This window comes from Aquabacterium sp., from assembly GCF_044226965.1.
Classification (GTDB): Bacteria; Pseudomonadota; Gammaproteobacteria; order Burkholderiales; family Burkholderiaceae_C; genus Pseudaquabacterium.
Window position 1 is genome coordinate 18,154 of sequence record NZ_JBGAGA010000006.1, and the last position, 26,646, is coordinate 44,799.

The following is a 26,646-nucleotide window of genomic DNA, read 5'->3' on the forward strand; positions in this document are numbered from 1 at the left end:
CCCGAGGCCGGGTTATTGCGGGGCGCAGGCGTGGCCAAGTGCACGCTTTGGGTGCCTTGATGCGGGCATACTCGCCGCCATCGGGGAGTTGTGAGTCGCGCCGGCCTGAAGGGACAGTGAGGGGCCGCCAGCGCCAGCATGCCGGCAGCATGCTCGCCGCCGCGCAATGGGGCCGCGTGTTGATTCATTCACATCGATTCGAGAACCGACCATGACCCTGAACCACATCGTCTTCATCGTGATGGACAGCTGCCGCTACGACACGTTCACGGCCGCCCGCACGCCGAACATCGACCGCCTGGGTCAGGCCGAGAAGCGCTTCTCGTATGCCTCGTGGACCGCGCCCTCGCACTACGTGTTCACGATGGGCATGCTGCCGCATGCGAGTCCGAAGGAGGTGTTCGCCTCCGAGGTCTACAAGAGCGAGTACCTGCAGTGGAAGGACCGCATCGGCACCGATGCGATCGAGTTCAAGAACTTCCTGCCCGAACTCTCGCTGCCCAAGGTGCTGTCGAAGCTGGGTTACCGCACCACCGCCAAGGTGTCGATGCCGGTGCTGAACAAGTACACGCTGATCAGCCAGCACTTCGACGACTACAAGCTGATGGACAACCACAACAATTTCGCCGGCATGGTGGAGGAAATCGAGTTTCCGGACGACGAGCCGCAGTACTACTTCCTGAACCTCGGCGAAACGCACTATCCGTACATGCTGTCGGGCGAGAACCTGCCGCACATCTCCGGCGTGCATGGCGCGGTGAAGGGGCTGGGCAAGGACCCGAACGTCGCGGTCAGCGGCGAGAAGCAGGTGTTCGAGCCCGCGATGCTGGAGATGCTTCGCAAGCAGCAGGTGGTGTGCTGCGAATACATCGACGGCCTGATCGGCAAGCTCTACGAGAAGGCGCCGCCTAACACCTGGTTCATCGTCACCGCCGACCATGGCGAACTCTTCGGCGAAGAGGGCTACTTCGGCCACGGACCCATCATGCACGAGAAGTGCTTCGAGGTGCCGTTCGTGGAAGGGCTCGTGAAGTAAGCCTTGCCCGATGGCCGCACCGCTGTTCCTGCTGGCTCCACCGAGGTCCTACACGTCGCTGATCAACGCGATGCTCGGGCAGCATCCGCAGGCCTTCGGGCTGCCGGAGCTGTGCCTGTTCAACGTGCCGCTGTTGAAGGACCTGTGGATCCGCGCCTCCGACGAGATGAGCAACGAGGCCAAGACGCGCCAAGGCATCCTGCGCGCGGTGGCCGAGATCTATGGCGGCGAGCAGACCGCGGCCACCGTGAAGATGGCGCAGCACTGGTGCGCGGCCCGGCAGGAGTTGTCCACCGGGCTGGTCTACCAGGAGATCGTCGAGCGGCTGCACCCGCTGGTGGCGGTGGAAAAGAGCCCGTCCTACACCATCTCGCTCGAACGCATGCAGGCCATCCGCGCGGCCTTTCCCGATGCGCGCTACCTGCACCTCATCCGCCATCCGGTGGGTCAGTGCAAGTCGGTGATGGCCTTGAACGAAGGCGCGTTCGCGCTGTACGTCAATGCCATCGAGTTCCTCGAGGACCGCGCCATCATCGAGCCGCAGATCGCCTGGCACGACCTGAACATCAACATCCTGAATTTCCTCGCCGAGGTGCCCCCCGAGCTGCAGATGCGGGTGCGTGGCGAGGACATCATGGAGAACCCGCGCGAGCACCTGGCAGCCATCTGCCGCTGGGCCGGCCTGCGCGACGACGACGAGGCCGTCGAGGACATGATGCATCCCGAACGCTCGCCGTTCGCCTGCTTCGGCCCCATCAACGCGCTGTTCGGCAACGATCCCAATTTCCTCAGCGGCCCGACCTTCCGGCCGCACAAGGTCAAGTTCCCCTCGCTGACCAAGCCCGTGCCCTGGCGCGACGACAACCAGGGCCTGAAGCCCGAGGTGCTGGCGCTGGCGCACGAGTTCGGCTACCAATGAGAGCGCGAGCATGAGCGACGAACCCACTTCACCCCTGCGCGCCACGATCGGTGCCATCACCGGCAAGCCGGTGACCACGCACCCCGACCTGGACAAGCTCACCCCCTACCAGCGCGGGCTGCGCGAGGCGGTGATCCGCGAGTTCAAGGCCAAGAAGATGCGCAAGTTCGTCGAGCGGCAGGTCGAACACATCAACATGCGCATCCAGGTCGGCGAGGGCATCCGCTTCCTGTTCGACGAACACGGCCGCCCGCCGGCGAATGCGCCGCTGGAAGACATCGTCTGGCAGCGCCAGCAGGTCGAGTACCAGATCAAGTGGTTCGAGGCCGTGCTGGCCGAACTGCAGGGCACGCTGGTGCGCATCAAGGAGATCGAGGACCAGGCGCTGGACTACCTCAGCGAGGGCCAGGCCGCCGAATGAAGACGCTGACCGCCCGCCCTGTTGCACCGTCCCTGCTGCTGGCCGCGCTGCTCGGCCTGTCGGCCTGCACGATGGGGCCGAACTACCAGCGCCCCGACGTGGACGTGGCGCCTCAGTGGCGCTCGGCCTACACCCCCGGCACGGTGACGCTGTCCAGCGCGTGGTGGCGCAGCTTCGGCGACCCGGCGCTCGACGAGCTGGTGCGCAGCGCGCTCGACGACAACAAGGACCTGCGCATGGCCGTGGCGCGCATCGAGCAGTACGAGGCCCGGCTGCAGATCAGCCAGTCGGCCCGCTATCCGCAGGTCGATGCCAATGGCTCGCGCCAGCGCATCACGATGAGCCAGCAGCGCCCGGTGCCGCTGCCGGCCAATGTGGCGCCGACCAACAACCAGTACGAGCTGGGCTATGGCGCGAGCTGGGAGATCGACCTCTGGGGCCGCGTCAAGCGCTCGAACGAGGCCGCGCTGGCCGAGCTGCTGGCGGTGAAGGAGAACCGCGAGGCGGTGGTGCTGAGCCTGGTCAGCGAACTGGTCGCCAGCTACCTGAACCTGCTGCAGCTCGACCGCCAGCTCGAGCTGATGAAGGCGCGCGTCGCCAACCGCGAGGCGGTGTGGAAGCTGCTCGAGGGCAAGGCCGCCGGCGGCGCGATCGCGGCGCTGCAGGTGGCCCAGGCCAAGGCCGTGTTCGAGGAAGCACGCGCCGAGCTGCCGCTGAAGGAATACGAGATCGCGCTGGCCGAGAACAACCTGAACTTCCTGGCCGGCCGCAACCCCGGGCCCATCGCGCGCGGCAGGCGCTTCGAGCAGCTGCAGGTGACCGGCATCCCGGCCGGGCTGCCCTCCGAGCTGCTGCAGCAGCGACCCGACATCCGCCGTGCCGAGCAGGACCTGATCGCGGCCAACGCGCGCATCGGCGTGGCCAAGGCCGCCTACTTCCCGACGCTCTCGTTGACCGGTGGCGCCGGCTATGCGTCCACCGAGCTGCGCAACTTCGGCCAGCTGACGTCCAACTTCTGGAACTATGGTCCGCAGATCGCGGCCACGCTGTTCGACGGTGGCCGCATCGCCGGAAACGTGCGCGAGGCCGAGGCACGCCAGCGCGAGCTGGTCATCGCCTACCAGCGCGCGATCCAGGCCGCGTTCCGCGAGGTCGACGACGCGCTCGCCAGGCACAAGCTGCTCGGCGACCGCATCGGGGTCCAGCAATTGCAGATCGCCGCCACGCAGGAGGCGGCGCGGCTGGCCCGCAATCGCTACGAAGGCGGCTACTCCAGCTACCAGGAGGTGCTGGATGCCGAGGCGCTGGTGCTGCAGTCGCAGATCAGCAACGTCAACGCGCAGGGCAACCAGCTGGACGCCTTGATCGCGGTGTTCCGCACCATGGGTGGGGGTTGGACATCGCAGGCCGAATCCTTGGCCGCGGGCGCGCCGCGCCAATGACGTGTTAGCAGCAGCAAAGCAAGAACGCCAGGAACCGCAGCAATGACCGAACAAAGCAAGAAAGTCGCCCTGCCGGCCTACCTGCCGCGCCGGCTGGAGGCCTTCCGCATCGCGCGCGATTCGGGCCACAGCTACCTCATCCGCGACAAGCTGCTGGGCAAGACCCACGACTTCGAGCCCTGGCAGTTCTTCGTGCTGGAAGTGCTGCCGGGCTGCGAGGATTTCGCCAAGCTGGCCTCGGTGTTCGAAGACCGCTTCGGCCAGAAGCTCACGCCCGAGCAGCTGCGCGCGCTGTTCGCGACGCTGGCCGACAACAAGCTGCTCGACGACGAGGCCGCGCGCCACCCGCTGCTGGCGCCGTACCTGAAGAAGGGCTACACGGTCAACGAGCAGGGCAAGCCGGAGGTCAAGTCGTTTCAGGGCCTCTCGCCCGGCGCGGTCGTGGCACCGGTGCCGGCGGCCGGCGCGCCGCATGCGGCGCCGCCCGCGCCGGCCCCCGCGGCCGCTGCCGCGAAAGACGAAGAGACTGCGCCCGATGCCACCTTGCCGGCCGGCATCCAGGACGCCTACGGCATCGATTCGCGCACCGTCAAGCGCCTGTGGACGCTGTTCGACCCGACGGCCGCGCTGAAGCTGCTGGTGCCGCCGCTGCTCTGGCTGCGGTACATCGTCTACCCGCTGCCGCTGCTGCTGCTGATGTCGCTGTACATCTTCGGCCGCTACCCGGTGCTGGTGCTCGACGACATCCGGCGCCTGCATGGCACCACCACGCTGCTCGAGCACATCGTCTTCAGCCTGCTGACGATCAACCTCGCCACCACGGTGGCGGTGGCCGCGGTGGCGCACCACTTCCGCGCCAGTGTCAAGGCCATCGGCATCTCGATCTTCCTCGGCTTCCTGCCGCGCTTCGTGGCCCGCATCACGAATGCCGAGCAGCTGAGCCGGCGCGAGAAGCTCTGGCTGCACGGCACGCCGCTGATCATGCGCGCGCTGCTGTTCTCGCTGGGCATGCTGATGTGGTACACGCTGCGCGACCAGTCCGGGCTGCTGCCGAAGGTGGGCCTTGGCGTGGCGCTGCTGACCGCGCTGGACGTGGTGTTCGCCTCGGCCAACCCCTTCGTCAAGGGCAGCCTCTACCACCTGATCACCACCTGGACCAACGAGCCGCACCTGCGCGGCAAGGCCTTCAAGGCGGTGGTCGCCCGCATGCGCGGCGACCGCTTCAAGGAGGCCGAGAGCAACCTGCTGGTCGGCTACGGCCTGGCCACCTTGCTGTACTCGTACGTGCTGATCGGGCTCGCGGTGTTCATGGTCGCGGTGTTCCTCGGCCAGGCGCGGCTGGGCGGCATCTCGATCCTCCTGGCGCTGGCGCTGGGCCTGTACCTGATCCGCGGCACGATCAACCGCTTCCGGCTGATCGGCGAAGCCTACGAGCGCAGCGAACGCTTCGAGCGCTGGCGCCAGCGCGCGCTGCCGGTCGCGGCCGAAGGCGAGAAGCCGGTCGAGCCCAGCGCCAAGAGCCGGTTCTGGTCCTATGTGCGCGGCGCGGCGCTGATCATCTTCATCGTCATCCTGTTCCTGCCCTACCCGTACGAGCCGGGCGGCCCGATCAAGATCTACCCGAGCAAGCAGGAGCCGCTGGGCACCGACGTGCCGGGCCTGGTGTCCGAGGTGTACTTCGACGGCGGCGAGAAGGTCAGGAAGGGCACGGTGATCGCCAAGCTCACGGTGCCCGACATCGAGGCCGCGCTGGCCACCCTGGAAGCGCAGGTGATCGAGCAGACCAAGGTGGTGGCCGACCTGAAGGCGCGGCCCAAGCCCGAGGAAGTGACGCTGGCCGAGCGCGACCTCGACGTCGCGCGCAAGCACCTCGACTACAGCCGCGAGAAGGTGCCGCGCTACGAGAAGCTGTATGCCGACCACAGCATTGCCTTCGACGAGCTGGACGCCGCGCGCCGCACCCGCGATGTCGATGCCGAGCAGGTGGCGCAGAAGGAGGCCGCGCTGGCGCTGGTGAAGACCGGCGTCACGAAGGAGCACATCGAGGCGGCCGAGGCCAAGCTGGTGGCGCTGAAGGAAGAGCGCGACGGGCTGAAGCAGAAGGTCGGGCGCACCACGCTGACCATGCCCTTCGACGGCGCCATCCTCACGCTGCACCTGAAGCAGAAGGTCAATGCCTACCTCGACCGCGGCCAGCCTTTCGCGGTGGTCGAGAACACCGAGTACGTCACCGCCGAGATCGAGGTGCCGGAGCCCGACATCGCCCAGGTCCGCATCGGTTCGCCGATCCGGGCACGGCCCAATCCCTACAGCGACGTCGAGTTCGAAGGCAAGGTCACGGTGATCGACCGCAACATCACCGTGCAGCCCTTCGGCAACGTGATCAAGGTGATCGCCGAGATCAAGAACCGCGACGACCTGCTGCGCACCGGCATGGGTGGCTACGCCAAGATCGGCGGCCCGACCCTGCCGGTGTGGAAGGCCTTCACGCTGGCGGTGGTGCGCTTCTTCAACGTGCAGGTGTGGTCCTGGATCCCATGATCTCGCCCGGGCTCAAGAAAGCGGCGCGGCGGCCGAAAAGGCCGTCATGCCCGCCCACCGTTTTGCCGCCGCTGTGTTGCTCGCCCTCGGCCTGGCCGGCCTGGCCTGGCCAGCCCGCGCCGGCGCGCTGAGCGACAGCGTGGCCGCCCAAGCCGCCGAGATGCGCAGCCTGATCGACGCCAGCGGCGCACGCCGCCGCCCCAGCGACCTGGACGACGACGACCCCGGCGGCACGCTGGTGCTGCCGGCCGGCGCACGCATCGAGCGCGACATCGCCTATGGCAGCACCGCCGAGCAGCGGCTCGATGCCTACATCCCCGCCGGCGCCACCCAGGCGCCGCTGCTGGTGATGGTCCATGGCGGCGCCTGGATGATCGGCGACAAGGCCAACCCCGGCGTGGTGGCCAACAAGGTCGGCCGCTGGCTGCCGCGCGGCTACATCCTGGTCTCGGTCAACTACCGGCTGGTGCCACGCGCCACGCCGCTGGAACAGGCCGATGACGTGGCCCGCGCGCTGGCGCTGGTGCAGCAGCGCGCCGCCAGCTGGGGCGGTGACGCGAAGAAGCTGGTGCTGATGGGCCATTCGGCCGGCGCGCACCTGGTCTCGCTGCTGGCCGCCGACCCGGCCATCGGCCAGGCCCGCGGCGTGGCCAGGTGGCTCGGTACCGTCTCGCTCGACAGCGCCGCGATGGACGTGGTGGCCACGATGCAGGCGCCGCACTACGGCTTCTTCGACACCGTGTTCAAGAACGACAGGGCGGTGTGGACGCAGAGCTCGCCCTTGCACCGGCTGAGCAGTGCGCCGCAGGCGCCGATGCTGCTGGTCTGCTCGAGCAAGCGCGACAACGCCTGCGCGCAGAACCGCGCCTTCTCGGCCAAGGCCAACGGCCTGGGCGGGCGCACCACGGTGCTGCCGGTGGCGCTGTCGCACCGCGAGATCAACCAGGACCTGGGCCAGCCCGGCGAGTACAGCGACGCGGTCGATGCCTTCGTGAAGACACTGGGCCTGCCCTGAACCCGGGCGGCGGATACTCCGCACGCCTTGACCACCCCCGTCCCTTCCTCCGCCCCCGCGCGTTCGCGCGCGCTCGACGGCTTCCGCGGCGCCACCGTGGCGTTGATGATCGTCGTCAACAACCCCGGCAGCTGGAGCGCGCTGTACCCGCCGCTGGCGCATGCCAGCTGGCACGGCTGCACGCCCACCGACCTGGTGTTCCCGTTCTTCCTGTTCGCGGTGGGCAATGCACTGGCGCTGGTGATGCCGGGCTACCGCCAGCTCGACGGCGCGGCCTTCGCGGCCAAGGTCGCCAAGCGGGTTCTGCTGATCTTCGGCATCGGCCTGCTGCTGAACGCCGCGCCGTTCGTGCGCTGGGACGAGCACGGCGCGCTGGTGATGCGCGACTGGGAGCGCCTGCGCTTCATGGGCGTGCTGCAGCGCATTGCGCTGGCCTGGGGGTTGGCCGCGCTGATCATGCGTTATCAACCCGCCCCGCGCGCGCTGCTGGGCTGGGCCGGCGCGCTGCTGCTGGTCTACTGGGGCGCCTGCGTGGCTTTCGGCGCAGCGGCCGATCCCTACAGCCTGGAAGGCTTCTTCGGCACCGCGCTGGACCGCGCGCTGCTCGGCCCCGGCCACCTGTACCGCGGCGAGGGCGTGCCCTTCGACCCCGAGGGCCTGGCCAGCACCGTGCCGGCGGTGGCCCAGGTGCTGCTGGGCTGCTGGGCCGGCGAGCGGCTGCGCGACGGCGGCGCCCGCGCCGAGACGCTGCTGCGCCTGTTCGTTGCCGCGGTGGCGCTGGCGCTGCTGGCCTATGCGTGGCAGCTGGCGATGCCGGTCAACAAGAAGATCTGGACCAGCTCCTACGTGCTGCTGACCAGCGCGCTGGCGATCGCGGCGCTGGCCACCACGGTGTGGCGGGTGGACCTGCGCGGCCACCGTGGCGCCGCGCTGGCCTTCTGCGAGGTCTTCGGCCGCAACCCGCTGTTCATCTATGCGATGAGCGGGCTGATCCCGCGCTTCCAGGGCCTGCTGCGCTGGCAGGACGGTGTCGACGCCCGCGGCGCGCCGCGCTTCACGACGCCGCTGGACTGGGCCTGGCAGCACCTGTTCGCGCCGCTGCCGGTGGACCCGCGCCTGGCCTCGCTGCTGATGGCGCTGGCCACCCTGGCCGGCTACTGGCTGCTGGGCTGGTGGCTGCACCGACGCCGCATCTACCTGCGTGTCTGAGCGCTTGTGCGGGGCGCCGCCCAACGCACAATCGCCGCGATGAACATCGAGATCCGCGCGCTGGCGCCCGAGGGCCTGAACGATTTCCTGGGCTTCTTCGAAGGCGAGGCCTTCGCCGACAACCCGAAGTGGGCCTCGTGCTTCTGCCAGTTCCTCTACGTCGACCACCGCGTCGTGCACTGGCCCGGCCGCAGCCACGATGAGAACCGCGCGGCCGCGTGCGAGCGCATCGCCTGCGGCCGCATGCAGGGCTGGCTGGCCTTCGACGAGGGGCGGCCGGTGGCCTGGTGCAGCGCGGCGCCACGTCGGCTGATGGCAGCCTTCGACGACGCGCCCGACCCCGAGGCCGGGCACATCGGCCAGATCGGCTGCTTCGTCGTGGCCAAGAGCCATCGGCGCAGCGGCATCGCCACGCGCCTGTTGAACGCCGCTTGCGAAGCCTTCCGCGCGCAGGGCTTGCGCATCGCGGAGGCCACACCGCTGTCCGGCGCGGGTACGGATGCCCAGCAGCACTACGGGCCACTGGCCATGTTCCTGGCAGCCGGCTTCGTGCCGCTGCGCGAGGAAGACGGCAAGACCATCGTGCGGCGGTCGCTGCTTGACTAGGCAACTCGACGCGACCCCGGCCGCTGGCGCCGGCGAACTGCGCCTGGCCCATGCGCTGGTGTTCATCACCCCCGCGCTGTGGTGCGTGAACTACCTGGTGGCGCGCTGGGCGCCGGGGGTCATCGCGCCGCATGCGCTGGCGCTGGGCCGCTGGTGCATTGCGGCGCTGCTGCTGCTGGCGCTGTGCCGCGACGAGCTGGCCGCCAAGCGCGCGCACATCCGCGCCGAGGCCGGGCAATTCCTCGTGCTGGGGGCCCTGGGCATGTGGGTCTGCGGCGCCTTCGTCTACATCGGCGGGCGCAGCACGCCGGCGCTCAACATCGGCCTGCTGTACGCGGCCGCGCCGGTGCTGATCGCGCTGGTCTCGGCGCTGTGGCTGCACGAGCGGCTGCGGCCGCCGCAACTGCTGGGCGTGGCCCTGGCGCTGGCCGGCGTGCTGTACATCCTGTGCAAGGGCGATGCGCATGCGCTGGCCCGGCTGCAGATCAACCCGGGCGATGCCTGGGTCTCGGTGGCGGTGCTGTGCTGGGCCGCGTATTCGCTGCTGCTGCGTGCCTGGCCCTCGGCCTTCGGCGCCACCGCGCGGCTGGCGCTCATCGCCTGCGGCGGCATCGTCGTGCTGCTGCCCTTCACGGTGCTGGAAGCCGTGCTGTGGCTGCCCACCGCCTGGTCCTGGCAGGCGCTGGGCCTGGTGCTGGCGGCCGCGCTGCTGCCGGGGGCCGCAGCCTATGCCGCCTATTCGGTGATGCAGCGCGTGCTGGGCGCGGCGCGCGTCGGGCTGGTGCTGTACCTCGGGCCGCTGTACAGCGCGCTGATCGGCTGGCTGGTGCTGGGCGAGCCGATCGAGGCCTTCCACGGCATCGGCGCACTGCTGATCCTGCCGGGCATCTGGCTGGCGACGCGACGCTGAGCCGCGGCACGGGCGCCGCCGCAGTCGGTCAGCTGAAGCTCAGCAGGCGTGCGTCCTGCGAAAACGCGAGCAGTCCTTCGACCGCACCGCGCTTGACCCGCTCGATCATGGTCTGCAAGGCGGCCTCGACGGCCTGCGGCGACGGGGCCAGACCCTGGCTGCCGGACAGGCCGGCCACGAACACCACGGACCAGGGCGGCCCCATGCGGCGCGATTCCTCGACCAGGGCGTCGAAGCTGCCCAGTTCGTCGACCGTCTTGTCGCAGCACATCAGCGGCGTCAGCGCGCCGCCCGCCCCGGCCTCGTAGCGGGCGCGCTGCGCCGGCGTGGCATCGGCCGGCAGCTCGGCACCAGTGAACACGAACAGCAGCGCCTGGGGCTCAGGCTGCGCGGCGGCGGCAGCGACGAGCTGCTCGAAAGCGGTGGCTGGCATGCCGGGCATGGTGCGCCCGCGCCGCGGCCGCGGGCTTGAGAAGGATCAAGTGCGGAGAGCGTCCTCCGGCTATGGTCGGGTTGACGCGGGCGTGGCATCGCCGCACCGGCGAGCGCCGCGCGTCAGGGAGCAGACATGGCACTGGAACATGCGATCGCCGGGGTGCCGCTGGACGTCCGGCCGCTCGCCGACCGGCTGGCGGAAACGCCGTCCGCCGCGCTCTTCAAGTCGAAGGACCTCGAGGTGATGCGGCTGGTCCTGCGCGCCGGCAAGAGCCTGCCGGTGCACCAGGTGCCGGGCGAGATCACGATCCAGTGCATCGAGGGCAGCCTGGCGATACCGCTGCCCGCCTCGGTCGTGACGCTGCGGGCGGGCGAGCTGCTGTTCCTGGCCGCGGGCACGCCGCACGGCGTGCAGGCGGTGACCGACACCTCGGCGCTGGTCACCATCGCGTTGCGATCCTAGGCGGCGCGGCAGCCGGGCCGCGCCCGCGACTCACCAGCCGTCTACGAAGCGCCCGCCGCTGCCGCGCGGCTTGCGCGCCGCGCTGTCCAGCCCGCGCAGCAGCCAGGCGCGCGTGTCGGCGGGGTCGATCACCGCGTCGATCTCCAGCGTGGTGGCCATGTTGATCGCCGAACCGCGGCGGTACTGCTCGGCCACCAGCTTCTGGTACAGCGCCTCGCGCTCGGCGCCTTCGGCCGCCGCCTCGAGTTCCTTGCGGAAGCCCAGGCGCACCGCGCCTTCCAGGCCCATCGCGCCGAATTCGCCGGTGGGCCAGGCGATCGTGAACACCGGCGCGTCGAAGCCGCCCACCGCCATCGCCTGCGCGCCCAGCCCGTAGCCCTTGCGCACCACCACCGTGAAGCAGGGCACCGAGAGCTTGGCGGCCGCCAGGAACATGCGGCAGGCATGGCGCACCTGGGCCTGGCGCTCGATGTCGGGGCCGACCATGAAGCCGGGCGTGTCGCACAGCGACAGCAGCGGCAGGCCATGCGCTTCGCACAGCTGCAGGAAGCGCGCGGCCTTGCTGGCGCCTTCAGGGTCGATCGCGCCGCCCAGGTGCTGCGGGTTGTTGGCGATCACGCCCATCGGCCGGCCTTCGATGCGCACCAGCGCGGTGATCATGCCGGCGCCGAAGCCGGCGCGCAGTTCCAGCACCGAGTCCCTATCGGCCACATGACGCAGCAGTGCGCGCATGTCATAGGCGCGCACGCGGTTCTCCGGCACGGCGTGACGCAGCAGGCGCGCATCGTCGGCCTGCCAGGGCTGGACCGGTCCCTGGAAGTAGGACAGGTACTGGCGCGCCGCGGCCACTGCCGCGGCCTCGTCGTCCACCAGCAGGTCGACCACGCCGTTGGCATGCAGCTCGGCCGCGGGGCCGATTTCCTCGGGCCGGAACACGCCGAGGCCGCCGCCTTCGATCATCGCCGGGCCGCCCATGCCGATGTTGGCGGCGCGGGTGGCGACGATGGTGTCGCAGCAGCCCAGCAGCGCGGCGTTGCCGGCGAAGCAGCGGCCGTGCACGATGCCCAGCACCGGCACCTGGCCCGACAGCGCGGCGAACTGGCTGAAGGTGTGGTTGTTCAGCCCGGCGACGATGGGCATGTCCACGTCGCCCGGCCGGCCGCCGCCGCCTTCGGCGAACAGCACGGTGGGCAGCTTCAGCTGGTGGATCAGGCCCAGCAGCCGGTCCTTCTTGGCATGGTTGCGGAAGCCCTGCGTGCCGGCCAGCACGGTGTAGTCGTAGGCCATCACCGCGCAGCGCGAGGCCTGGTCGCCAAAGTGAGCGGCATTGACGGTGCCGATGCCGGTGACCATGCCGTCGGCCGGCGTCTGGCGCACCAGTTCGTCGACCGGACGGCGCCGCGTCTGCGCCGCGATGGCGTAGGCGCCGTACTCGATGAACGAGCCGGGGTCGCACAGGTCCGCGATGTTCTCGCGCGCGCTGCGGCCGCCGGCCGCGTGGCGGCGGGCGATGGCCTCGGGCCGCGCGGCATCCAGCGTCAGCGCGCTGCGCTCGAGCACGCGCTGCAGGTCGGCGCGGAGGTGGTCCAGGTCCAGCGCATGCGCGGCCGCCTGCTGCTGCGCATCGGCATCGGCCGGTGCCAGCAGCATCAGCAGCTGGCCCTCGTCGACGAAGTCGCCCGCCGCGACGCGCAGCGCCTCGACCCGCACCGCCTGCGGCACCGCGATGCCGTGCTGCATCTTCATCGCTTCGAGCACCAGCGCTTCGGCCGCGGCGGCCAGCGCCTGGCCGGCACCGGCGTGCAGCTGCACCACGCGCCCGGCCATCGGCGCGCGCAGGCCGATCAGGCCTTCGGGCACCGCTTCGTCGGCCGGCGGCACGGCGGATGCAGCCGATGCCGGCAGCGGCGGATGGTCGTCCTGGTGGGCGGCCAGCCGCGCCTGCAGTGCGGGCCACTGCTGTTCCAGCCAGCGCGTGTGCACCCGGTGGTGCGGCAGCGCCTCGTGCGCGGCCAGCGTGCGCAGCAGCGGCAGGTTGGTGGCCAGGCCGGCGATGCGGCATTCGGCCAGCGCGCGCTGCGAGCGGCGCAGCACGTCCTCGAAGCGTGGGCTGCCGTGGTGGACGATCAGTTTGGCCAATAGCGAATCGTAGTGCGGCGAGGGCGCGAAGTCGGCGCGCGCCTGGCTGTCCACCCGCACGCCGGGGCCCTGCGCGAACTCGCAGCGGGTGATGCGCCCGCTGGCCGGCCGCGCCTGGCCCTGCGCGTCCAGCTGCTCGGCGTTGATGCGCCACTGCACCGCGAAGCCGCGCTCGGCCGGCGGGTGCGCCGGGTCCAGCCCCAGCGCCGCCAGCGGCTGGCCGGCGGCGATGGCCAGCTGCAGCTGCACCAGGTCCAGCCCGGTGACGGCTTCGGTGACGGTGTGCTCGACCTGCAGCCGCGGGTTGGCTTCGATGAACACGAAGGGCAGGTCGGCCGATGCCTCGTCCACCAGGAACTCGAAGGTGCCCAGGCTCTGGTAGCCGCTGGCGCGCGCCAGCGTCAGCGCGGCCTGCACCAGGCGCTCGCGCAGCGCGGGCGCGAGCGTCGGGCTCGGTGCGATTTCCACCAGCTTCTGGAAGCGGCGCTGCAGCGTGCATTCGCGCTCGCCCAGCGCCATCACCTGGCGGCCGTCGCCGATGACCTGCACCTCGATGTGCCGCGCCTGCGCGATCAGCCGCTCGGCATACACCGCGCCGACACCGAAAGCCGCCTGCGCCTCGGCGCTGCAGCGTTCGAAGGCTTCGGGCAGCTGCGCCGGATCGCTGACCGCGCGCATGCCGCGGCCGCCGCCACCGGCCACCGCCTTGAGCATCAGGCCGCACTGCGGATCGTGCGCACGCTGCTCGGCGAAGAAGGCCTGCAGCTGCGCGAGCCCGGCCGCGCCGGTGCCGGGCAGCAGCGGCACGCCATGCTCGGCAGCCAGCGCGCGGGCGCGCGCCTTGTCGCCGAACAGCGCCAGCTGCGCCGGTGTCGGGCCGACGAAGCGCAGGCCCGCGGCGGCACAGGCCTCGGCGAAGTCGGCGCGCTCGCTCAGGAAGCCGTAGCCGGGGTGCACCGCGTCGCAGCCGGTCTGGCGGGCGATGGCCACCAGCGCGGCAATGTCCAGGTACGCCGCCGGGCCGGTGGCCTGCAGCGCCACCGCCTCGTGGGCCAGCGTGCAGTGCGGCGCTTGCGCATCGTCGCGCGCGAACACCGCGACGGTGGCGATGCCTATGTCCTGCGCCGCGCGGAGGATGCGCAGCGCGATCTCGCCGCGGTTGGCGACCAGCAGCTTGGCCAGGCTCATGCTGCGTCCTTCAGCAGCCGGCGCAGCACCTTGCCGGCGCCGGTGGCGGGCAGGGCGTCGATGAAGCGCACGCTGCGCGGGGCCTTGTACGAGGCCATGTTCTCGCGCGACCAGGCGATCAGCGCTTCCTCCGTCACGCGCTGGCCGGGCTTCAGCACGATGAAGGCGCGCACCACCTCGCCCTTCTCGGCATCGGGCACCGCGATGGCGGCGGCCTGCGCCACCGCCGGGTGCTTGATCAGGATGGTCTCCACCTCCTCGGGGAACACGCTGTAGCCGGAGACCTTGATCATTTCCTTGAAGCGGCCGATGAAGGTGAGGTAGCCCTCGGCATCGAGCCGGCCCATGTCGCCGGTGTGCACCCAGCCGTCGCGCAGGGTCTTCTCGGTGGCCTCGGGCTTGCGCCAGTAGCCCTGGAAGGTGCCGCGGCTCTTCAGCACGATCTCGCCCACCTCGCCGGCCGGCTGGTCCTCACCGGTGTCGGGGTTCAGGATGCGCAGCTGCACGCCGGGCACGGGCTTGCCATGCGCGCCCCAGCGGATGGCCTCGCGCGGCATGTAGGTGTCGCAGGTGTGGGTCTCGGACAGGCCGTAGGCCGCCTCGAAGCTCTCGCAGTTCGGCGCATGCTCGCGCCACTGGCGCGCCAGCCCTTCGGTGAAGGTGATGCCGAAGCTGGTGACCGGGTTGAAACGCAGGCTGGAGAGATCGAACTCGCGCACGCCGGGCACCGCCATGCAGGCCACGTTCATCGGCGCGATGCTGTACCACCAGCTGACGCGGTGCCGCGCGATGGCCTGCACCGTGGCCAGCGGGTCGAAGCGGAACATCAGCACGCTGGTGGCGCCGGTGAACAGCGTGACGTTGATGCCCATCAGCATGCCGGCGATGTGGTACAGCGGCGCGATGGCCAGCAGCACCGCATCGCCCGACACGCCGTTGCAGCCGGCGGCCGCGGCGGTCTTGAACAGCGCGTTGTCGTAGCTGAGCATCGCCCCCTTGGGCAGGCCGGTGGTGCCGGAGGTGTAGGTCATCAGCGCCACGTCGTCCATGGCCAGTGCGGGCTGCGGCGGCAGCGCGTCGCCCTGCGTGGCTTCGAGGAAATCGAGGCAGCCGGCCGGCACGCTGCGCGGCACGTCGCGCAGCGCCAGCAGCTCGGGCGGCACGTCGATGGTCGGCGTGGCCGGCAGCAGGTCGGCGTAGTGCACGACGAACACATGCTCGAGCGCCGTGCCGGACCGCACCTTGTCGACCACCGGCAGCAGCGGCGCGGCGGCGACGATGACGCGGGCCTGCAGGTCGTCGAGCTGGTACTGCAGCTCGTGCTCCTTGTTCAGCGGCCCGCAGGGGCAGACGATGGCGCCGAGCTTCTGGATGGCCACGTGCGCCATCACGTACTGCGGGCAGTTGCCCATGAACAGCGCCACCGGCTCGCCGCGGGCGACGCCCAGCGCGGCCAGGCGCGCGGCGAACGCGTCGCTGGCGCGGTCGAGCTCGGCATAGCTGATGGCACGGCCGTACCACAGGAAGGCCGGCTTGCGCGGCTGGCGCCGCGCGTGGGCGCGCAGGTACTCGTGCAGCGGCGCGTCCAGCGGAATCGGGAGGGTGGGGTCCATGCGGGGCTTCCAGGGTGAAGGACCGATCAGGGTTTCCGATCGTCCGGCGGGCTTGCCTGTTTCTACCAAACGGTAGAACAATGCTACCCAGCGGTAGAAACGTTGACCAGCCCCGTGAAATCCCCCGTCGTGCCGCCGCGCCGCCAGCGCGTGCCCACCGCCGGCACCGATGCCGCGCGCGAGCGCATCCTGCGCGCGGCCGAGGCGCTGTTCCACCAGCAGGGCTACGAGCGCACCACCATCGAGCAGATCTGCGCCACGCTGGGCGTGACCAAGCCCTACGTCTACTACTACTTCCACAACAAGCAGGAGATCTTCGAGACCCTGTCGTGGACGCCCACCGTGGCCTGCTTCACCGTGCTGGACGGCGACGAGGACGCCGGCCGCCCCGCGCACGAACGCGCCGCGGGCGCGCTGCAGCGCCTGATCCGCGCCACCCTCCAGCACTACCCGGCGGCCTTCTTCGCCTACCGCGAGCCGCAGGCCTACCGGCCCGCGTACATCGCCGAGCAGAAGCGCATCGCGCACCACTTCTACGACAAGTTCTGCGCGCTGCTCGAGGAAGGCCGCGCTGCCGGCCAGCTGCGCTTCAACGACACCATGATCACCGCGCTGGCGGCCTGCAGCCTGCCCGGCTTCCTGCACAGCTGGTACCGGCCCGAAGGCCGGCTGGCGCCCGAGGCCGTGGTGCAGGAGCTCACCACCCTGGCCTGCCGCGTGATCGGGCTGGACTTTCCCCCGCACACCCCTGAATGGAGACCCTCATGAACGCCGTCAAGCGCAGGCTTGCACCCCTGGACCGGGCCGCCCTGGCCGCCCTGGCCGCCCTCATGGTCGCGAGCGCCCCGGCGCGCGCCGAAGAGAGCTTCAAGATCGCCTTCATCGACCCCTTGTCCGGCCCCTTCGCCGCGGTGGGCGAGCTGATGCTGGCGCATGTGCAGTACGGCGTCGACCAGGTCAATGCCAAGGGCGGCATGGCCAAGGGCGTGAAGCTGCAGCTGCTGCAGTTCGACAGCAAGCTCTCGGCGCAGGAAAGCCAGAGCGCGCTGCAGTCGGCCATCGACCAGGGCGCCAAGGTCGTCGTCACCGGCGGCTCGGGCTCCACCGTGGTGGCCGCGCTGGTGGATGCCGCGGCCAAGCACAACGAGCGCAACCCCGATCGTCCGGTGATCGTGATCAACCATTCGTCGATCGACCCCGACCTCACCGGCAAGCGCTGTAATTTCTGGCACTTCCAGATGGAGGCCAACACCGCGATGAAGATGAAGGCGCTGGCCAACTACATCAAGCGCCAGCCCGACATCCACAACGTCTACCTGCTGAACCAGGACTATGCGCACGGCCGGCAATGGGCCAAGCACGGCCAGGAAATGGTGGGTCTGGCGCGGCCGGACATCAAGTTCGTCGGCAGCGAGTTCACCGCCATCGGCCGCGTCAAGGACTTCGCGCCCTATGTCTCGAAGGTCAAGGCCGCCGGGGCCGACAGCGTGATCACCGGCAACTGGGGCCCGGACATGACGCTGCTGCTGCGCGCGGCCGGCGACACCGGCGCGAACCTGCGCTACTTCAACCACAGCGCCGGCGCGGTGCCGGGCACGGTGACGGCGGTGTCGCTGGCCAGGATGGGCCAGCTGACCTGGGTGGCCGAATGGCATCCGGGCCAGGGCGAGGTGCCGAAGGCCGAGGCGCTGGCCCAGGCCTTCCAGGCCAAGACCGGCAAGGGCTTCCTCGCGCCGCGCATCGAGGTGGTGCCGCACTTCCTGGTGGCCGCCGCCGCGAAGGCCAGGTCGCTGGATGCGCTGAAGCTGGCGCGCGCGATGGAAGACCTGACGGTCGACAGCGTCGTCGGCCCGCTGCGCATGCGCGCCGAAGACCACCAGCTGCTGCTGCCGCAGGTGGTGAACACCATCGCGCCGGTGGACGGCAAGACGGTGAAGGTGGGCTACGAGGGCACCAACTACGGCTTCCGCACCGATGCCGTGTTCAGCGGCAACGAGCTGGCGCAGGGCACCGAGTGCAAGATGCAGCGCCCCGGCTGACGGCCTGATCAGCTGCGCACGGCCTGGCGGATCAGCGCCTTGAGCTCGAGCCAGTAGGGGTGCGAGAAGCCCCACTGGCGCTGCGTCATCGCCACCGCGGCCACCTTGTCCTGCGGCGAGATCCACCAGTGCGTGCCGGCCAGCCCGCCCCAGTGCAGGTCGCCCACCGCGTCGGCGGGATCACCGGCCCAGCGCTGCACCGTCAGCCCGCCGCCCAGGCTGTAGCCATGGCCGTCGAAACTGCCCATGCCGGCGAAGTTGATCCACACGCCGGGGGCCAGCTGGTTCTCAAACAGCAGCGCCAGCGTCGCGGGCTTCAGCAGCGTGTCGCCACCGGGGCGCAGCGCCTGCAGCAGCGTCACCATGTCCGGCAGCGACGAGACCAGCCCGCCACCGCCCGACTGCTTGGGCACCGGCCGCAGGTAGGCGCCGGGGTAGGGATAGTCGTCGGTGCGCGTGAGGCCGGGCGTCATCGGCGCCATCAGGTCGGCGCCGGCGTAGATGGCGGTCAAGCGGCCGCGCTGTTCGTCCGTCAGCACGAAGCCGGTGTCGTGCATGCCCAGCGGCTGCAGGATGCGCGTGGCGAGGAAATCGCCGAAGCGCTGGCCGCTGATCACCTCCACCAGCCGCGCCACCACGTCGGTGGCAATCGAGTACTCCCAGCCGGTGCCCGGGTGGTAGGCCAGCGGCAGTGCACCCAGGCGCTCGACCATCTCGGCCAGGCTCAGCAGCGGGCCCATGATCTGGGCCTTGCCGTAGGCTTCGAACAGCAGGCTGCCGGGGTCCAGCAGGCCGTAGCTCAGGCCCGAACTGTGGCTCAGCAGCTGGCGTACCGTGATCGGCGAGCGCGCCGGTTCAGTGTCGTCCAGGCGGGTGGCGCCCGGCTTCAGCACACGGCGATTCGCCAGCGCCGGCAGCCAGCGCTCGACCGGGTCGTCGAGCTGGAAGTGGCCGTCTTCCCACAGCAGCAGCGCGGCGCAGGAGGTCAGCAGCTTGGTGTTCGAGAACACGCGGAACAGGTGGTCGCGGCGCAGCGGCACGCGCTGTTCGCGGTCGGCCCAGCCGGCGCAGTGTTCGTCGACGAGGTCGCGGCCCACCAGCACCGCGCAGGAGACGCCGGGCAGCAGCTCGGCATCGACATGGCGCTGCATCGCGGCGTGCAGCGCATCGAATCTCATGGCCATCGTGGGGCTTCCTTGTTGTTGCAGGGGCAGGTGCCGGCCGAGCGGACGGGGTGGCGGCGCACCGTCAACCCGCCGCCTGCTTGATGGCCGCTCTGATCCGAGGGTAGGTGCCGCAGCGGCACAGGTTGCCGCTCATCGCCTGCTCGATCTGCGTGTCGTCGGGCTTCGGCGTCTTCTGCAGCAGCGCGCAGGCGCTCATCAGCTGGCCACTCTGGCACCAGCCGCACTGCGGCACGTCCAGCGTGGTCCAGGCCTTGCGGAGGGCCTCGATCTGCGGGCCCTGCACGCCTTCGATCGTGGTGATGGCCTTGCCTTCGGCCGCGCTGATGGGCGTCACGCAGCTGCGCACGGGCTCGCCGTCCAGGTGCACGGTGCAGGCGCCGCACAGCGCCATGCCGCAGCCGAACTTGGTGCCGGTCATCTTCAGCTCGCCGCGCAGCAGCCAGAGGATGGGCGTGTCGCCTTCAGCCTGCACGGTGACCGGCTGGCCGTTGATGTTCAGGGTGCTTGCCATCTTGTGTCGTTCCTCAGGCGAGGCGCAGCGGCAGCGTGCGCAGGCGCTGGCCGGTCAGTGCGAACAGGGCATTGGCCACCGCCGGCGCGATCGGCGGCGTGCCGGGCTCGCCGACGCCTTCGGGCGGCTCGGCGCTGGCGATGATCTCGGTCTCGATCTGCGGGCATTCGTGGAAGCGCAGCATCGCCTGCTGGTGGAAGTTGGTCTGCTGCACCTGGCCCTTGTCGAGCGTGATCTCGCCGTACAGCGCGGCCGACAGGCCGAACACGATGGCCGACTCCATCTGCTGGCGGATGATGTTCGGATTGACCGCCAGCCCGCAATCGATCACCGCGATGACGCGGTGCACGCGCACCTGCTTGTCGGCCGCGGCCACGGACACCTCGACCACCTGCGCGACGATGCTGCCGAAGCTCTGGTGCAGCGCGATGCCGCGCGCCTTCTTCGCGCCATCGGGCGCGTTGCCAAGGCTGGTGCCCCAGCCCGCCAGCGCGGCGGCGCGCTGCAGCACCTGCCGGTGCCGCGGGTGGCGTTGCAGCAGGCTGGCGCGAAAGGCCACCGGGTCCTGGCCCGCGGCGGACGCGGCCTCGTCGACGAAGCTCTCGGTGAAGAAGGCCTGGTGCGAGTGGCCGACCGAACGCCAGAAGCCCACCGGCACCGGCGTCTCCACGATCACGTGGCCGACCCGCGCGTTCGGCCATTCGTAGGGGTTGTCGAAGGCGCCCTCGGCGGTGGTCTTGTCCGGGCCCGCGCCGGGCAGGCCCCATTGCCGCTTCAGGTACTGCTGCACGATCGACGGGCCGGCAGACGTGGCCTGCCACGCCACCGGCCTGCCCTGCGCGTCGAAGCCGGCCTGGTAGCGGGCAATGCAGGGCGGGCGGTAGAAGTCGTGCGTCATGTCCTGCTCGCGCGACCAGAAGGTCTGCACCGGCCGGCCCGGCAGCGCGCGGGCGATCTGCGCGGCCTGTGCGACGAAGTCGACATCCAGCCGGCGGCCGAAGCCGCCGCCCAGCAGCGTCACCTGCAGCTCGACCTGCTCGGACTTCAGGCCCAGCGCCTGCGCGGCGGCGCCGCGCGCGATGTCGGGTACCTGGGTCGGCGCCCACACGGTGGCGCGGGTCTTGTCGGGCTCGAACAGCACGGTGCAGTTCTGCGGCTCCAGGGTGGCATGCGCCAGCAGCGGTGCGCTGTACTCGGCGCGGATCGTCTTCGCGGCGGACTGCAGCGCAGTGGCCGCGTCACCTGCGTGATAGTAGCCAAAGCCATCGTCGGCATCGAGCGCGGCCTTCAGCTGCTGCTGCAGCCCGGCGCTGGACACCGTGGCGGCCGGGCCGGGGTCCCATTGCACGGCCACCTGCTTCGCGGCCTGCATCGCATGCCAGGGCGTGTCGGCCACCACCGCGATGCCGCCGCTGCCGCCGCGAAGCCCGTCGAAGCGCAGCACCTGCTTGACGCCGGGCAGTGCCTGCGCGGCCTTGGCGTCGAACGATGACACGCTGCCGCCGAGCGTCGGGCACATCAGCACGCTCGCGTACAGCAGGCCGGGCGGCAGCACGTCCAGGCCGAAGCGGGCCGTGCCGTCGCTCTTCGCAGCACTGTCGCGGCGCGGCATCGGCTGGCCGATCAGCGTGAACTTCGCCGGGTCCTTCAGCGCCACGCGGCCGGGCAGGTCCTGCTGCGCGGCGCGTTCGGCCATCTCGCCGAAGCGCGCCTGTTTGCCGCTGCCGGCATGGCGCAACAGGCCGGCTGCGGCCGTGACCTCGCCGGCCGGCACGCCCCAGGCCTGCGCCGCGGCGGCCACCAGCATCGCGCGCGCCGAGGCACCGGCCTCGCGCATCGGCTGCCACAGGTCCTTGATGCTGGACGAGCCGCCGGTCACCATCAGCCCGATCTCGCGCATCGACTTGGCCGTCATCCAGCCGGCGATGCGCTTGAGGCTGCCCTGGTCATCGGGGTGGAAGGGCAGGCCGTCGACGACGGTGGCGAGGTTGTTGTAGATCTTGTCCACCGGCGACATCTCGGTGGCCACGTGCGACCAGTCGGCATCCAGCTCCTCGGCCAGCAGCATCGCCAGCGCGGTGGCCACGCCCTGGCCCATCTCGCTCTTGGCCAGCATGATGGTCACGCGGTCGTCGCGGCCGATCTTCACCCAGCCGTTCAGCGCCGACTGGCCCGCGGCGGTGGGCAAGGGTTGGGCGGTGCGCAGGCGCTGGCGCGGCGGCAGCACCGACCAGCCGATCGCCAGCGCGCCCGCGGCGCCCAGGCTGCCGAGGATGATGCGGCGGCGGCTCACCATGGGGTGGTCTCCAGTGGGGGCAAGGGGTCCATGCGCATGGGGCCAGAGGATAAACCGCGCGCGGCCGCGCCACCGCCGTCTGGGGGGGCGCCGGGCCTTGGGGCAATCCCGGTTCAAGCCGACCCGATGCAGGCCGATATGCTCGGGGTGACATGCCAGCGATGTATGAGGGCCGGGTGACGATGCGGTATGGGGCGGTCGTGGCACTGCTGGGCCTGCTGGCGCCGGCGATGGCGCGTGCCCAGACCGCGCAGGAACTGGCCAACCTGCCGCTGGCGGCCCTGCTGGACATGGAGGTCAGCGGCGCCTCGCGTTTTCCCACGCGGCGCAGCGAGTCGGCCGCCGCCGTGACGGTGATCACGCGCGAGGAGATCCAGGCGCTCGGGCACCGCACGCTCAGCGACGTGCTGCGCAGCGTGCGCGGGCTGAGCCTGAGCACCGACCGCACCTACGACTACGTCGGGGTGCGCGGACTGGCGGCCAGCGGCGACTACAACACCCGCGTGCTGTTGCTGGTGGACGGCAATCGCGTCAACGACGCGCTGTACGACCAGGCCTACCTGGGCGGCGAGTTTCCGCTGGACCTGTCGTTGGTCGAGCGGGTGGAGTTCGTGCCCGGGCCGGGTTCGGCGGTGTATGGCGCGAACGCGCTGTTCGGCGTCATCAACGTCATCACCCGCAGCGCGGCCAGCGGCGGCAGCCAGCTCGCGCTGGGCCTGGGCAGCCAGGGCGAACGGCAGCTCAGCGGCCAGTGGCAGCAGTCCACGGCGGGCGGCGGCTGGCGCATCGCCTTCTCACGAAGCCTGCGCGCAGGCGAGGCGCTGGCCGATCCGACGCCGGGCGCGCCTGCTGCCGCGCCGCCCGGGCACGACGCCGAACAGCGCAGCGCGCTGCACCTGCGCTGGGACCACGGGCCGTGGACCGCCACGTGGCTGCGGGCCGATCGGCGCGTGAACTCGCCGCTGGGATTGGGCGTGGTGTTCGGCGACGCCGGCAACCGCTACCGGGACACGCTTCAGCTGGCCGGCCTGCAACTGGACCAGGCGCTGGGCGGGCACGAGCAGCTGGTGGTCCGCGTGCACGCCGGCAACTACCGCTACCTGGGCGATTACCTGATCGACTACCCGCCGCCGACGCCGAATCGGGATGTCGGCCGTGGCCGCTGGTGGGGCCTCGAGACGCGTGTCACCAGCACCCGCTTCGACGGCCATCGGCTGGTGGCCGGCGCCGAATGGCAGCAGACCACCGAACTGCTGCAGCAGAACTTCGACACCGGGGCCGTACCGGTGTCCTACCTGGACGACCGGCGCCGCAGCAGCCGGGGCGCGCTGTTCGCCGAAGATCAGGTGCGCCTGGGCAGCCAATGGACGCTGCACCTCGGTGCGCGTGTCGACGAGGTGCAGCACTACGGCAACGCCACCAGCCCGCGCGTGGCGCTGGTGTGGCGGCCGACCGCGGCCTGGAGCTGGAAGCTGATGCACGGCGGCAGCTTCCGGGCGCCCAATGCCTATGAGGCCTTCTACGAGGTCGATGGTACGGCCGGCTACCTGCGCAATGCAGCGCTGCGGCCCGAACAGGTGGACGGCGACGAGCTCAGCGCCGAATGGCAGGCCGCGCCGGGCTGGCGCCTCTCGGGTTCGCTGTACCGCAACCGCGGGCGTCAGCTGATCCTGCTCGACTATGACGCGTCATTGGAGCGCTATCGATTCGACAACGGCGGCAGCTTCTCGGCCCGCGGCGCCGAGGTCGAGCTCGAGCGCGCCAGCGGTGCATTGCGCTGGCGCGTCAACGCCAGCTTCAACCAGGACCGCAGCGCCGTCGCGTCGCTCGCGTCGCCGTCGCTGTACCCACGGCGCATGCTCAAGGGCACGCTGGTGCTGCCGCTGGCCCGTGGCTGGCGCCTGGGCCTCGAAGGCGACGCGTCGAGCCGCCGTGGCGCCGCCCCCGGCCAGGCGCTGCTGAACCTCAGCCTCGGGGGTCCGCTGCCGGCGCTGGGTGCGAACCTGCAGCTCACGCTGCGCAACCTGTTCGACAGGCCCTTGCAAGATCCCGGCGGCGATGCGCAGCGCCAGCCGGTCCTGCCGCAGCCTGGGCGCATCGTGCGGCTGGAGCTGGCCTGGCCCTTCAACGGCGCCGGACCGTGAGACCGGACCGATGCTGTGCCGACGTTCCCCGCACCGCTGCGGCCCCGGCCGCGCCAGGCTGATGCGCCTGCTGCTGGCCACGCTGCTGCTGGGCCTGCCCTTGCGCAGCCAGGCGCTGGACGAGCTGCCGCTGAAGGCAGCCATCATCTTCAACCTGCTGCTGTTCGTCGAATGGCCGGGCGAGTCGGAGCTGCCCCCGGGCGCGCCACTGCTGCTGTGCGCCGACCGCAGCGGACCGCTGTGGCCGCACCTGAAGCTGTTGCAGGACCGCCCCGTGCGCCAGCGCCGCCTGGAGCTGCGCGAGGTCGCCTCGGTGGACGATCAGCGCGGCTGCCAGGCCTGGGTGCTGGAGGAGGGCGGCAGCCGCCCGCTGGCCGCCCGCGTGCCGGGCACCGGCGCGGCCCTGGTCATCGGTGATGGCCAGCGGGCCGACGATGGCGGCGTGGTGATTGCGTTGCGCATGATGAACAACCGCCTGCAGTTCGACATCGACATGGCCCAGGCCCGCCAGCAGCGCCTGCTGCTGAGCTCGAAGATGCTGCGCCTGGCCCGGGTGGTGCGCGAATGAAGTGGCCGCTGCGGGCTCGCACGGAAGGTGCGCTGCCGCGCGGCGCGCTGGGCCAGCGGCTGACGCGGGTGGCCCTGGCTGCCGCCGGGCTGGCCCTGCTGGTCACCGGCAGCGTGCTGAACCTGGTGATGATCCAGCAGGCCCGCGAGGCGCTGATCGACGAGACCACCACGCAGGCCCGCGTGATCGCGGCCAACCTGGGCGCTGCGCTGCTGTTCCAGGACGCGCGGGCCGCGGCCGAGATGCTGGCCACGCTGCAGCAATCCAGCGGCGTGCAGCGGGCCGCGGTGTTCGATGCACGGGGCGTGGTGTTCGCCCACTACCAGCGCCCCGGAACCCCCGAGACGGCGGCACTGCTCCCGAACGGCGCCGGCCCGCCCGGCCACACCCTGGGCGGCGGCCTGCTGGTGGTGAACGAGCCGATCGAGCAGGCCGGCGTGCAGATCGGTCGCATCCGCTTCGAGGTGCCGCTGACGCCGCTGCATCGTCGCGCGTGGATCTTCGGTGGCGTCACGGTCGGCGCGGCGGCGCTGGCGATGGCGCTGGCCTATCTGCTGGCGGTGGGCGTGCGGCGCGACGTCGGCCGCATCGAGCGCCGGCTCGACGAGCTGGCCTACCTCGATCCCGTCACCTTGCTGTACAACCGGCACGCTTCACACGCGCACTTGGCGAGTTATGTCACCGAGGCCGATCGCACGGGTCAGGGCTTCTCGATCATCACGATCGACCTCGACGATTTCAAGGCCGTCAACGACAGCCTGGGCCACCCGATGGGTGACGAGCTGCTGCGCCGCATTGCCCAGCGGCTGCAGCAGGCGCTGAAGCCGGGCGCCCGCGCCTACCGCTTCGGCGGCGACGAGTTCGTGATGATCTGCCCCTGGCAGCCCGGCTTCCATGAGCCGCAGCGCTATGGCGCGCTGGCGCAGGAGGTGCTGGGGGCCAGCGTGCGCCTGGGCGGCATCGACACCCGGCTGCGGGGCAGCATCGGCGTGGCCCGCTACCCGGTGGACGGGTCGGGCGCCGACGAGGTGCTGCTCGCCTCCGACATGGCGATGTACCAGGCCAAGGCTGCCGGCAAGAACCAGGTGGCGGTCTTCCACGCCGGGCTGCGCGAATTGAACGAGCAGCGACTGCGCATCGAGAGCGAGTTGCGCATCGGCCTGCGCGAGGGCCAGCTGTGCCTGCACTACCAGCCCATCGTCGACCTGGCCGGGGGCCAGGTGCTGGGCGCCGAAGCCTTGTTGCGCTGGCGGCATCCCCAGCGCGGCCTGATATCGCCGGCGCAATTCATACCGCTGGCCGAGCGCTCGGGCCTGATCGTCGAACTTGGCGAATGGGTATTCCACGAAGCCGCGCGCCAGCTGCAGCGCTGGGCCACGGCCGGCATGCCGCCCTTGCCGGTGGCGGTGAATGTCTCCGCACGGCAATTGCGAGAAGGCCTGCTGCTGCAGCAATTCGAACAGGCCATGGCGGCGAGCGGATGCGACCCGACCCTGCTGGAAATCGAATTGACCGAGCACACCCTGGTGGAGGACGTCGACGACAATCTGCGATTGCTGCATGCACTGCGCGAGCGCGGCGTCCGCGTGGCGATAGACGATTTCGGCACCGGGCTCTCTTCGCTGTCCTATCTGAAACGATTGCCGGCCACGAAACTGAAGATCGATCGCAGCTTCGTGCGCGATCTGCCGGACGACCGCGGCGACGTGGCGATCGTCGAAGCCGCGCTGTCGATGGCGCAGGCCCTCGGCCTGCAGGTGGTGGCAGAAGGCGTCGAGACCGAAGCGCAACGGCAATTGCTGGCTCGCCTGGGCTGCCATGCAGCGCAAGGCTTTCTGTACAGCCCCGCACTCGAGCCCGACGCCTTTGCGCATTGGTGTCTGCAGCATCAACGCGGGCGCCCTGCGATTCGGACTGCGCGGGTATCCGGCAACTGATTCGAGAACCCGATTGTTGCGAATCGT

The 26,646-nt window shown here is 70.7% G+C and carries 21 protein-coding genes; 15 read left to right on the top strand and 6 right to left on the bottom strand.

The window, feature by feature from the left end; genetic code table 11:
• Positions 1–211: 211 nt before the first annotated feature.
• Genes ACILR4_RS04215 through ACILR4_RS04255 form a run of 9 tightly spaced genes read left to right on the top strand, consistent with a single transcriptional unit; the run spans position 212 to position 10,099 of the window.
• Positions 212–1,036, top strand: a complete 825-nt coding sequence (locus tag ACILR4_RS04215) for a sulfatase-like hydrolase/transferase (RefSeq protein WP_395699579.1) — start codon at positions 212–214, stop codon at positions 1,034–1,036.
• Between the two features lie 10 nt (positions 1,037–1,046).
• Positions 1,047–1,955 (top strand): sulfotransferase family protein, encoded by a 909-nt coding sequence (locus tag ACILR4_RS04220; RefSeq protein WP_395699580.1) that lies wholly within the window; start codon positions 1,047–1,049, stop codon positions 1,953–1,955.
• Between the two features lie 10 nt (positions 1,956–1,965).
• On the top strand, positions 1,966–2,376 hold the full coding sequence (locus ACILR4_RS04225; protein ID WP_395699581.1) for a hypothetical protein: 411 nt from the start codon (positions 1,966–1,968) through the stop codon (positions 2,374–2,376).
• Positions 2,373–3,818, top strand: a complete 1,446-nt coding sequence (locus tag ACILR4_RS04230) for an efflux transporter outer membrane subunit (protein WP_395699582.1) — start codon at positions 2,373–2,375, stop codon at positions 3,816–3,818. The genes ACILR4_RS04225 and ACILR4_RS04230 overlap by 4 nt, the downstream gene beginning before the upstream one ends.
• 42 nt (positions 3,819–3,860) lie before the next feature.
• Entirely contained in the window at positions 3,861–6,359 is a 2,499-nt protein-coding gene (locus ACILR4_RS04235) for an HlyD family secretion protein (RefSeq protein ID WP_395699583.1), read from the top strand.
• A gap of 46 nt (positions 6,360–6,405) precedes the next feature.
• Positions 6,406–7,374, top strand: a complete 969-nt coding sequence (locus ACILR4_RS04240) for an alpha/beta hydrolase (RefSeq protein WP_395699584.1) — start codon at positions 6,406–6,408, stop codon at positions 7,372–7,374.
• A 27-nt stretch (positions 7,375–7,401) separates the two neighbouring features.
• Entirely contained in the window at positions 7,402–8,583 is a 1,182-nt protein-coding gene (locus ACILR4_RS04245; RefSeq protein WP_395699585.1) for an acyltransferase family protein, read from the top strand.
• A gap of 39 nt (positions 8,584–8,622) precedes the next feature.
• Complete coding sequence (locus tag ACILR4_RS04250) at positions 8,623–9,189, top strand: GNAT family N-acetyltransferase (RefSeq protein ID WP_395699586.1); 567 nt, start codon at positions 8,623–8,625, stop codon at positions 9,187–9,189.
• Entirely contained in the window at positions 9,182–10,099 is a 918-nt protein-coding gene (locus ACILR4_RS04255; RefSeq protein ID WP_395699587.1) for a DMT family transporter, read from the top strand. Before ACILR4_RS04250 ends, ACILR4_RS04255 begins: the two co-directional genes overlap by 8 nt.
• A 28-nt stretch (positions 10,100–10,127) precedes the next feature.
• On the opposite strand, the gene ACILR4_RS04260 is transcribed toward ACILR4_RS04255, so the two are convergent.
• On the bottom strand, positions 10,128–10,532 hold the full coding sequence (locus ACILR4_RS04260) for a ribonucleotide reductase subunit alpha (protein ID WP_395699588.1): 405 nt from the start codon (positions 10,530–10,532) through the stop codon (positions 10,128–10,130).
• A gap of 135 nt (positions 10,533–10,667) precedes the next feature.
• Here ACILR4_RS04260 and ACILR4_RS04265 point away from each other — a divergent pair, with 135 nt between their 5' ends.
• A complete protein-coding gene (locus tag ACILR4_RS04265; RefSeq protein ID WP_395699589.1) occupies positions 10,668–10,997 on the top strand; it encodes a cupin domain-containing protein in 330 nt (109 codons plus the stop codon).
• A gap of 30 nt (positions 10,998–11,027) precedes the next feature.
• Here the strand turns inward: ACILR4_RS04265 and ACILR4_RS04270 are convergent, their stop codons facing one another.
• Complete coding sequence (locus tag ACILR4_RS04270; protein ID WP_395699590.1) at positions 11,028–14,324, bottom strand: carboxyl transferase domain-containing protein; 3,297 nt, start codon at positions 14,322–14,324, stop codon at positions 11,028–11,030.
• A complete protein-coding gene (locus tag ACILR4_RS04275; RefSeq protein ID WP_395699591.1) occupies positions 14,321–15,937 on the bottom strand; it encodes an AMP-binding protein in 1,617 nt (538 codons plus the stop codon). Before ACILR4_RS04275 ends, ACILR4_RS04270 begins: the two co-directional genes overlap by 4 nt.
• A 114-nt stretch (positions 15,938–16,051) precedes the next feature.
• Between ACILR4_RS04275 and ACILR4_RS04280 the strand changes: the two genes are divergently transcribed.
• Together ACILR4_RS04280 and ACILR4_RS04285 are read left to right on the top strand one after the other, a co-directional pair.
• Positions 16,052–16,705, top strand: coding sequence for a TetR/AcrR family transcriptional regulator (locus ACILR4_RS04280; protein ID WP_395699592.1), 654 nt, complete (start codon positions 16,052–16,054; stop codon positions 16,703–16,705).
• Positions 16,702–17,976 (top strand): branched-chain amino acid ABC transporter substrate-binding protein, encoded by a 1,275-nt coding sequence (locus ACILR4_RS04285; protein ID WP_395699593.1) that lies wholly within the window; start codon positions 16,702–16,704, stop codon positions 17,974–17,976. Before ACILR4_RS04280 ends, ACILR4_RS04285 begins: the two co-directional genes overlap by 4 nt.
• Before the next feature lie 8 nt (positions 17,977–17,984).
• On the opposite strand, the gene ACILR4_RS04290 is transcribed toward ACILR4_RS04285, so the two are convergent.
• From ACILR4_RS04290 to ACILR4_RS04300, 3 genes are all read right to left on the bottom strand, one after another.
• Positions 17,985–19,160 carry a serine hydrolase domain-containing protein gene (locus tag ACILR4_RS04290; protein WP_395699594.1) on the bottom strand — a complete coding sequence of 392 codons (1,176 nt, stop codon included), beginning with the start codon at positions 19,158–19,160 and terminating at the stop codon, positions 17,985–17,987.
• A 64-nt stretch (positions 19,161–19,224) separates the two neighbouring features.
• A complete protein-coding gene (locus ACILR4_RS04295) occupies positions 19,225–19,674 on the bottom strand; it encodes a (2Fe-2S)-binding protein (protein WP_395699595.1) in 450 nt (149 codons plus the stop codon).
• 13 nt (positions 19,675–19,687) lie between these two features.
• Entirely contained in the window at positions 19,688–21,970 is a 2,283-nt protein-coding gene (locus ACILR4_RS04300; protein ID WP_395699596.1) for a molybdopterin cofactor-binding domain-containing protein, read from the bottom strand.
• Positions 21,971–22,122: 152 nt separating this feature from the next.
• On the opposite strand from ACILR4_RS04300, the gene ACILR4_RS04305 reads away from it, so the two are divergent.
• From ACILR4_RS04305 to ACILR4_RS04315, 3 genes are read left to right on the top strand one after another with little or no spacing between them, the layout of a single operon-like run.
• A complete protein-coding gene (locus ACILR4_RS04305) occupies positions 22,123–24,114 on the top strand; it encodes a TonB-dependent receptor plug domain-containing protein (RefSeq protein WP_395699597.1) in 1,992 nt (663 codons plus the stop codon).
• Between the two features lie 10 nt (positions 24,115–24,124).
• Positions 24,125–24,682, top strand: a complete 558-nt coding sequence (locus ACILR4_RS04310; RefSeq protein WP_395699598.1) for a YfiR family protein — start codon at positions 24,125–24,127, stop codon at positions 24,680–24,682.
• Positions 24,679–26,619, top strand: a complete 1,941-nt coding sequence (locus tag ACILR4_RS04315) for a putative bifunctional diguanylate cyclase/phosphodiesterase (protein WP_395699599.1) — start codon at positions 24,679–24,681, stop codon at positions 26,617–26,619. Before ACILR4_RS04310 ends, ACILR4_RS04315 begins: the two co-directional genes overlap by 4 nt.
• The last annotated feature ends 27 nt before the right edge of the window (positions 26,620–26,646 follow it).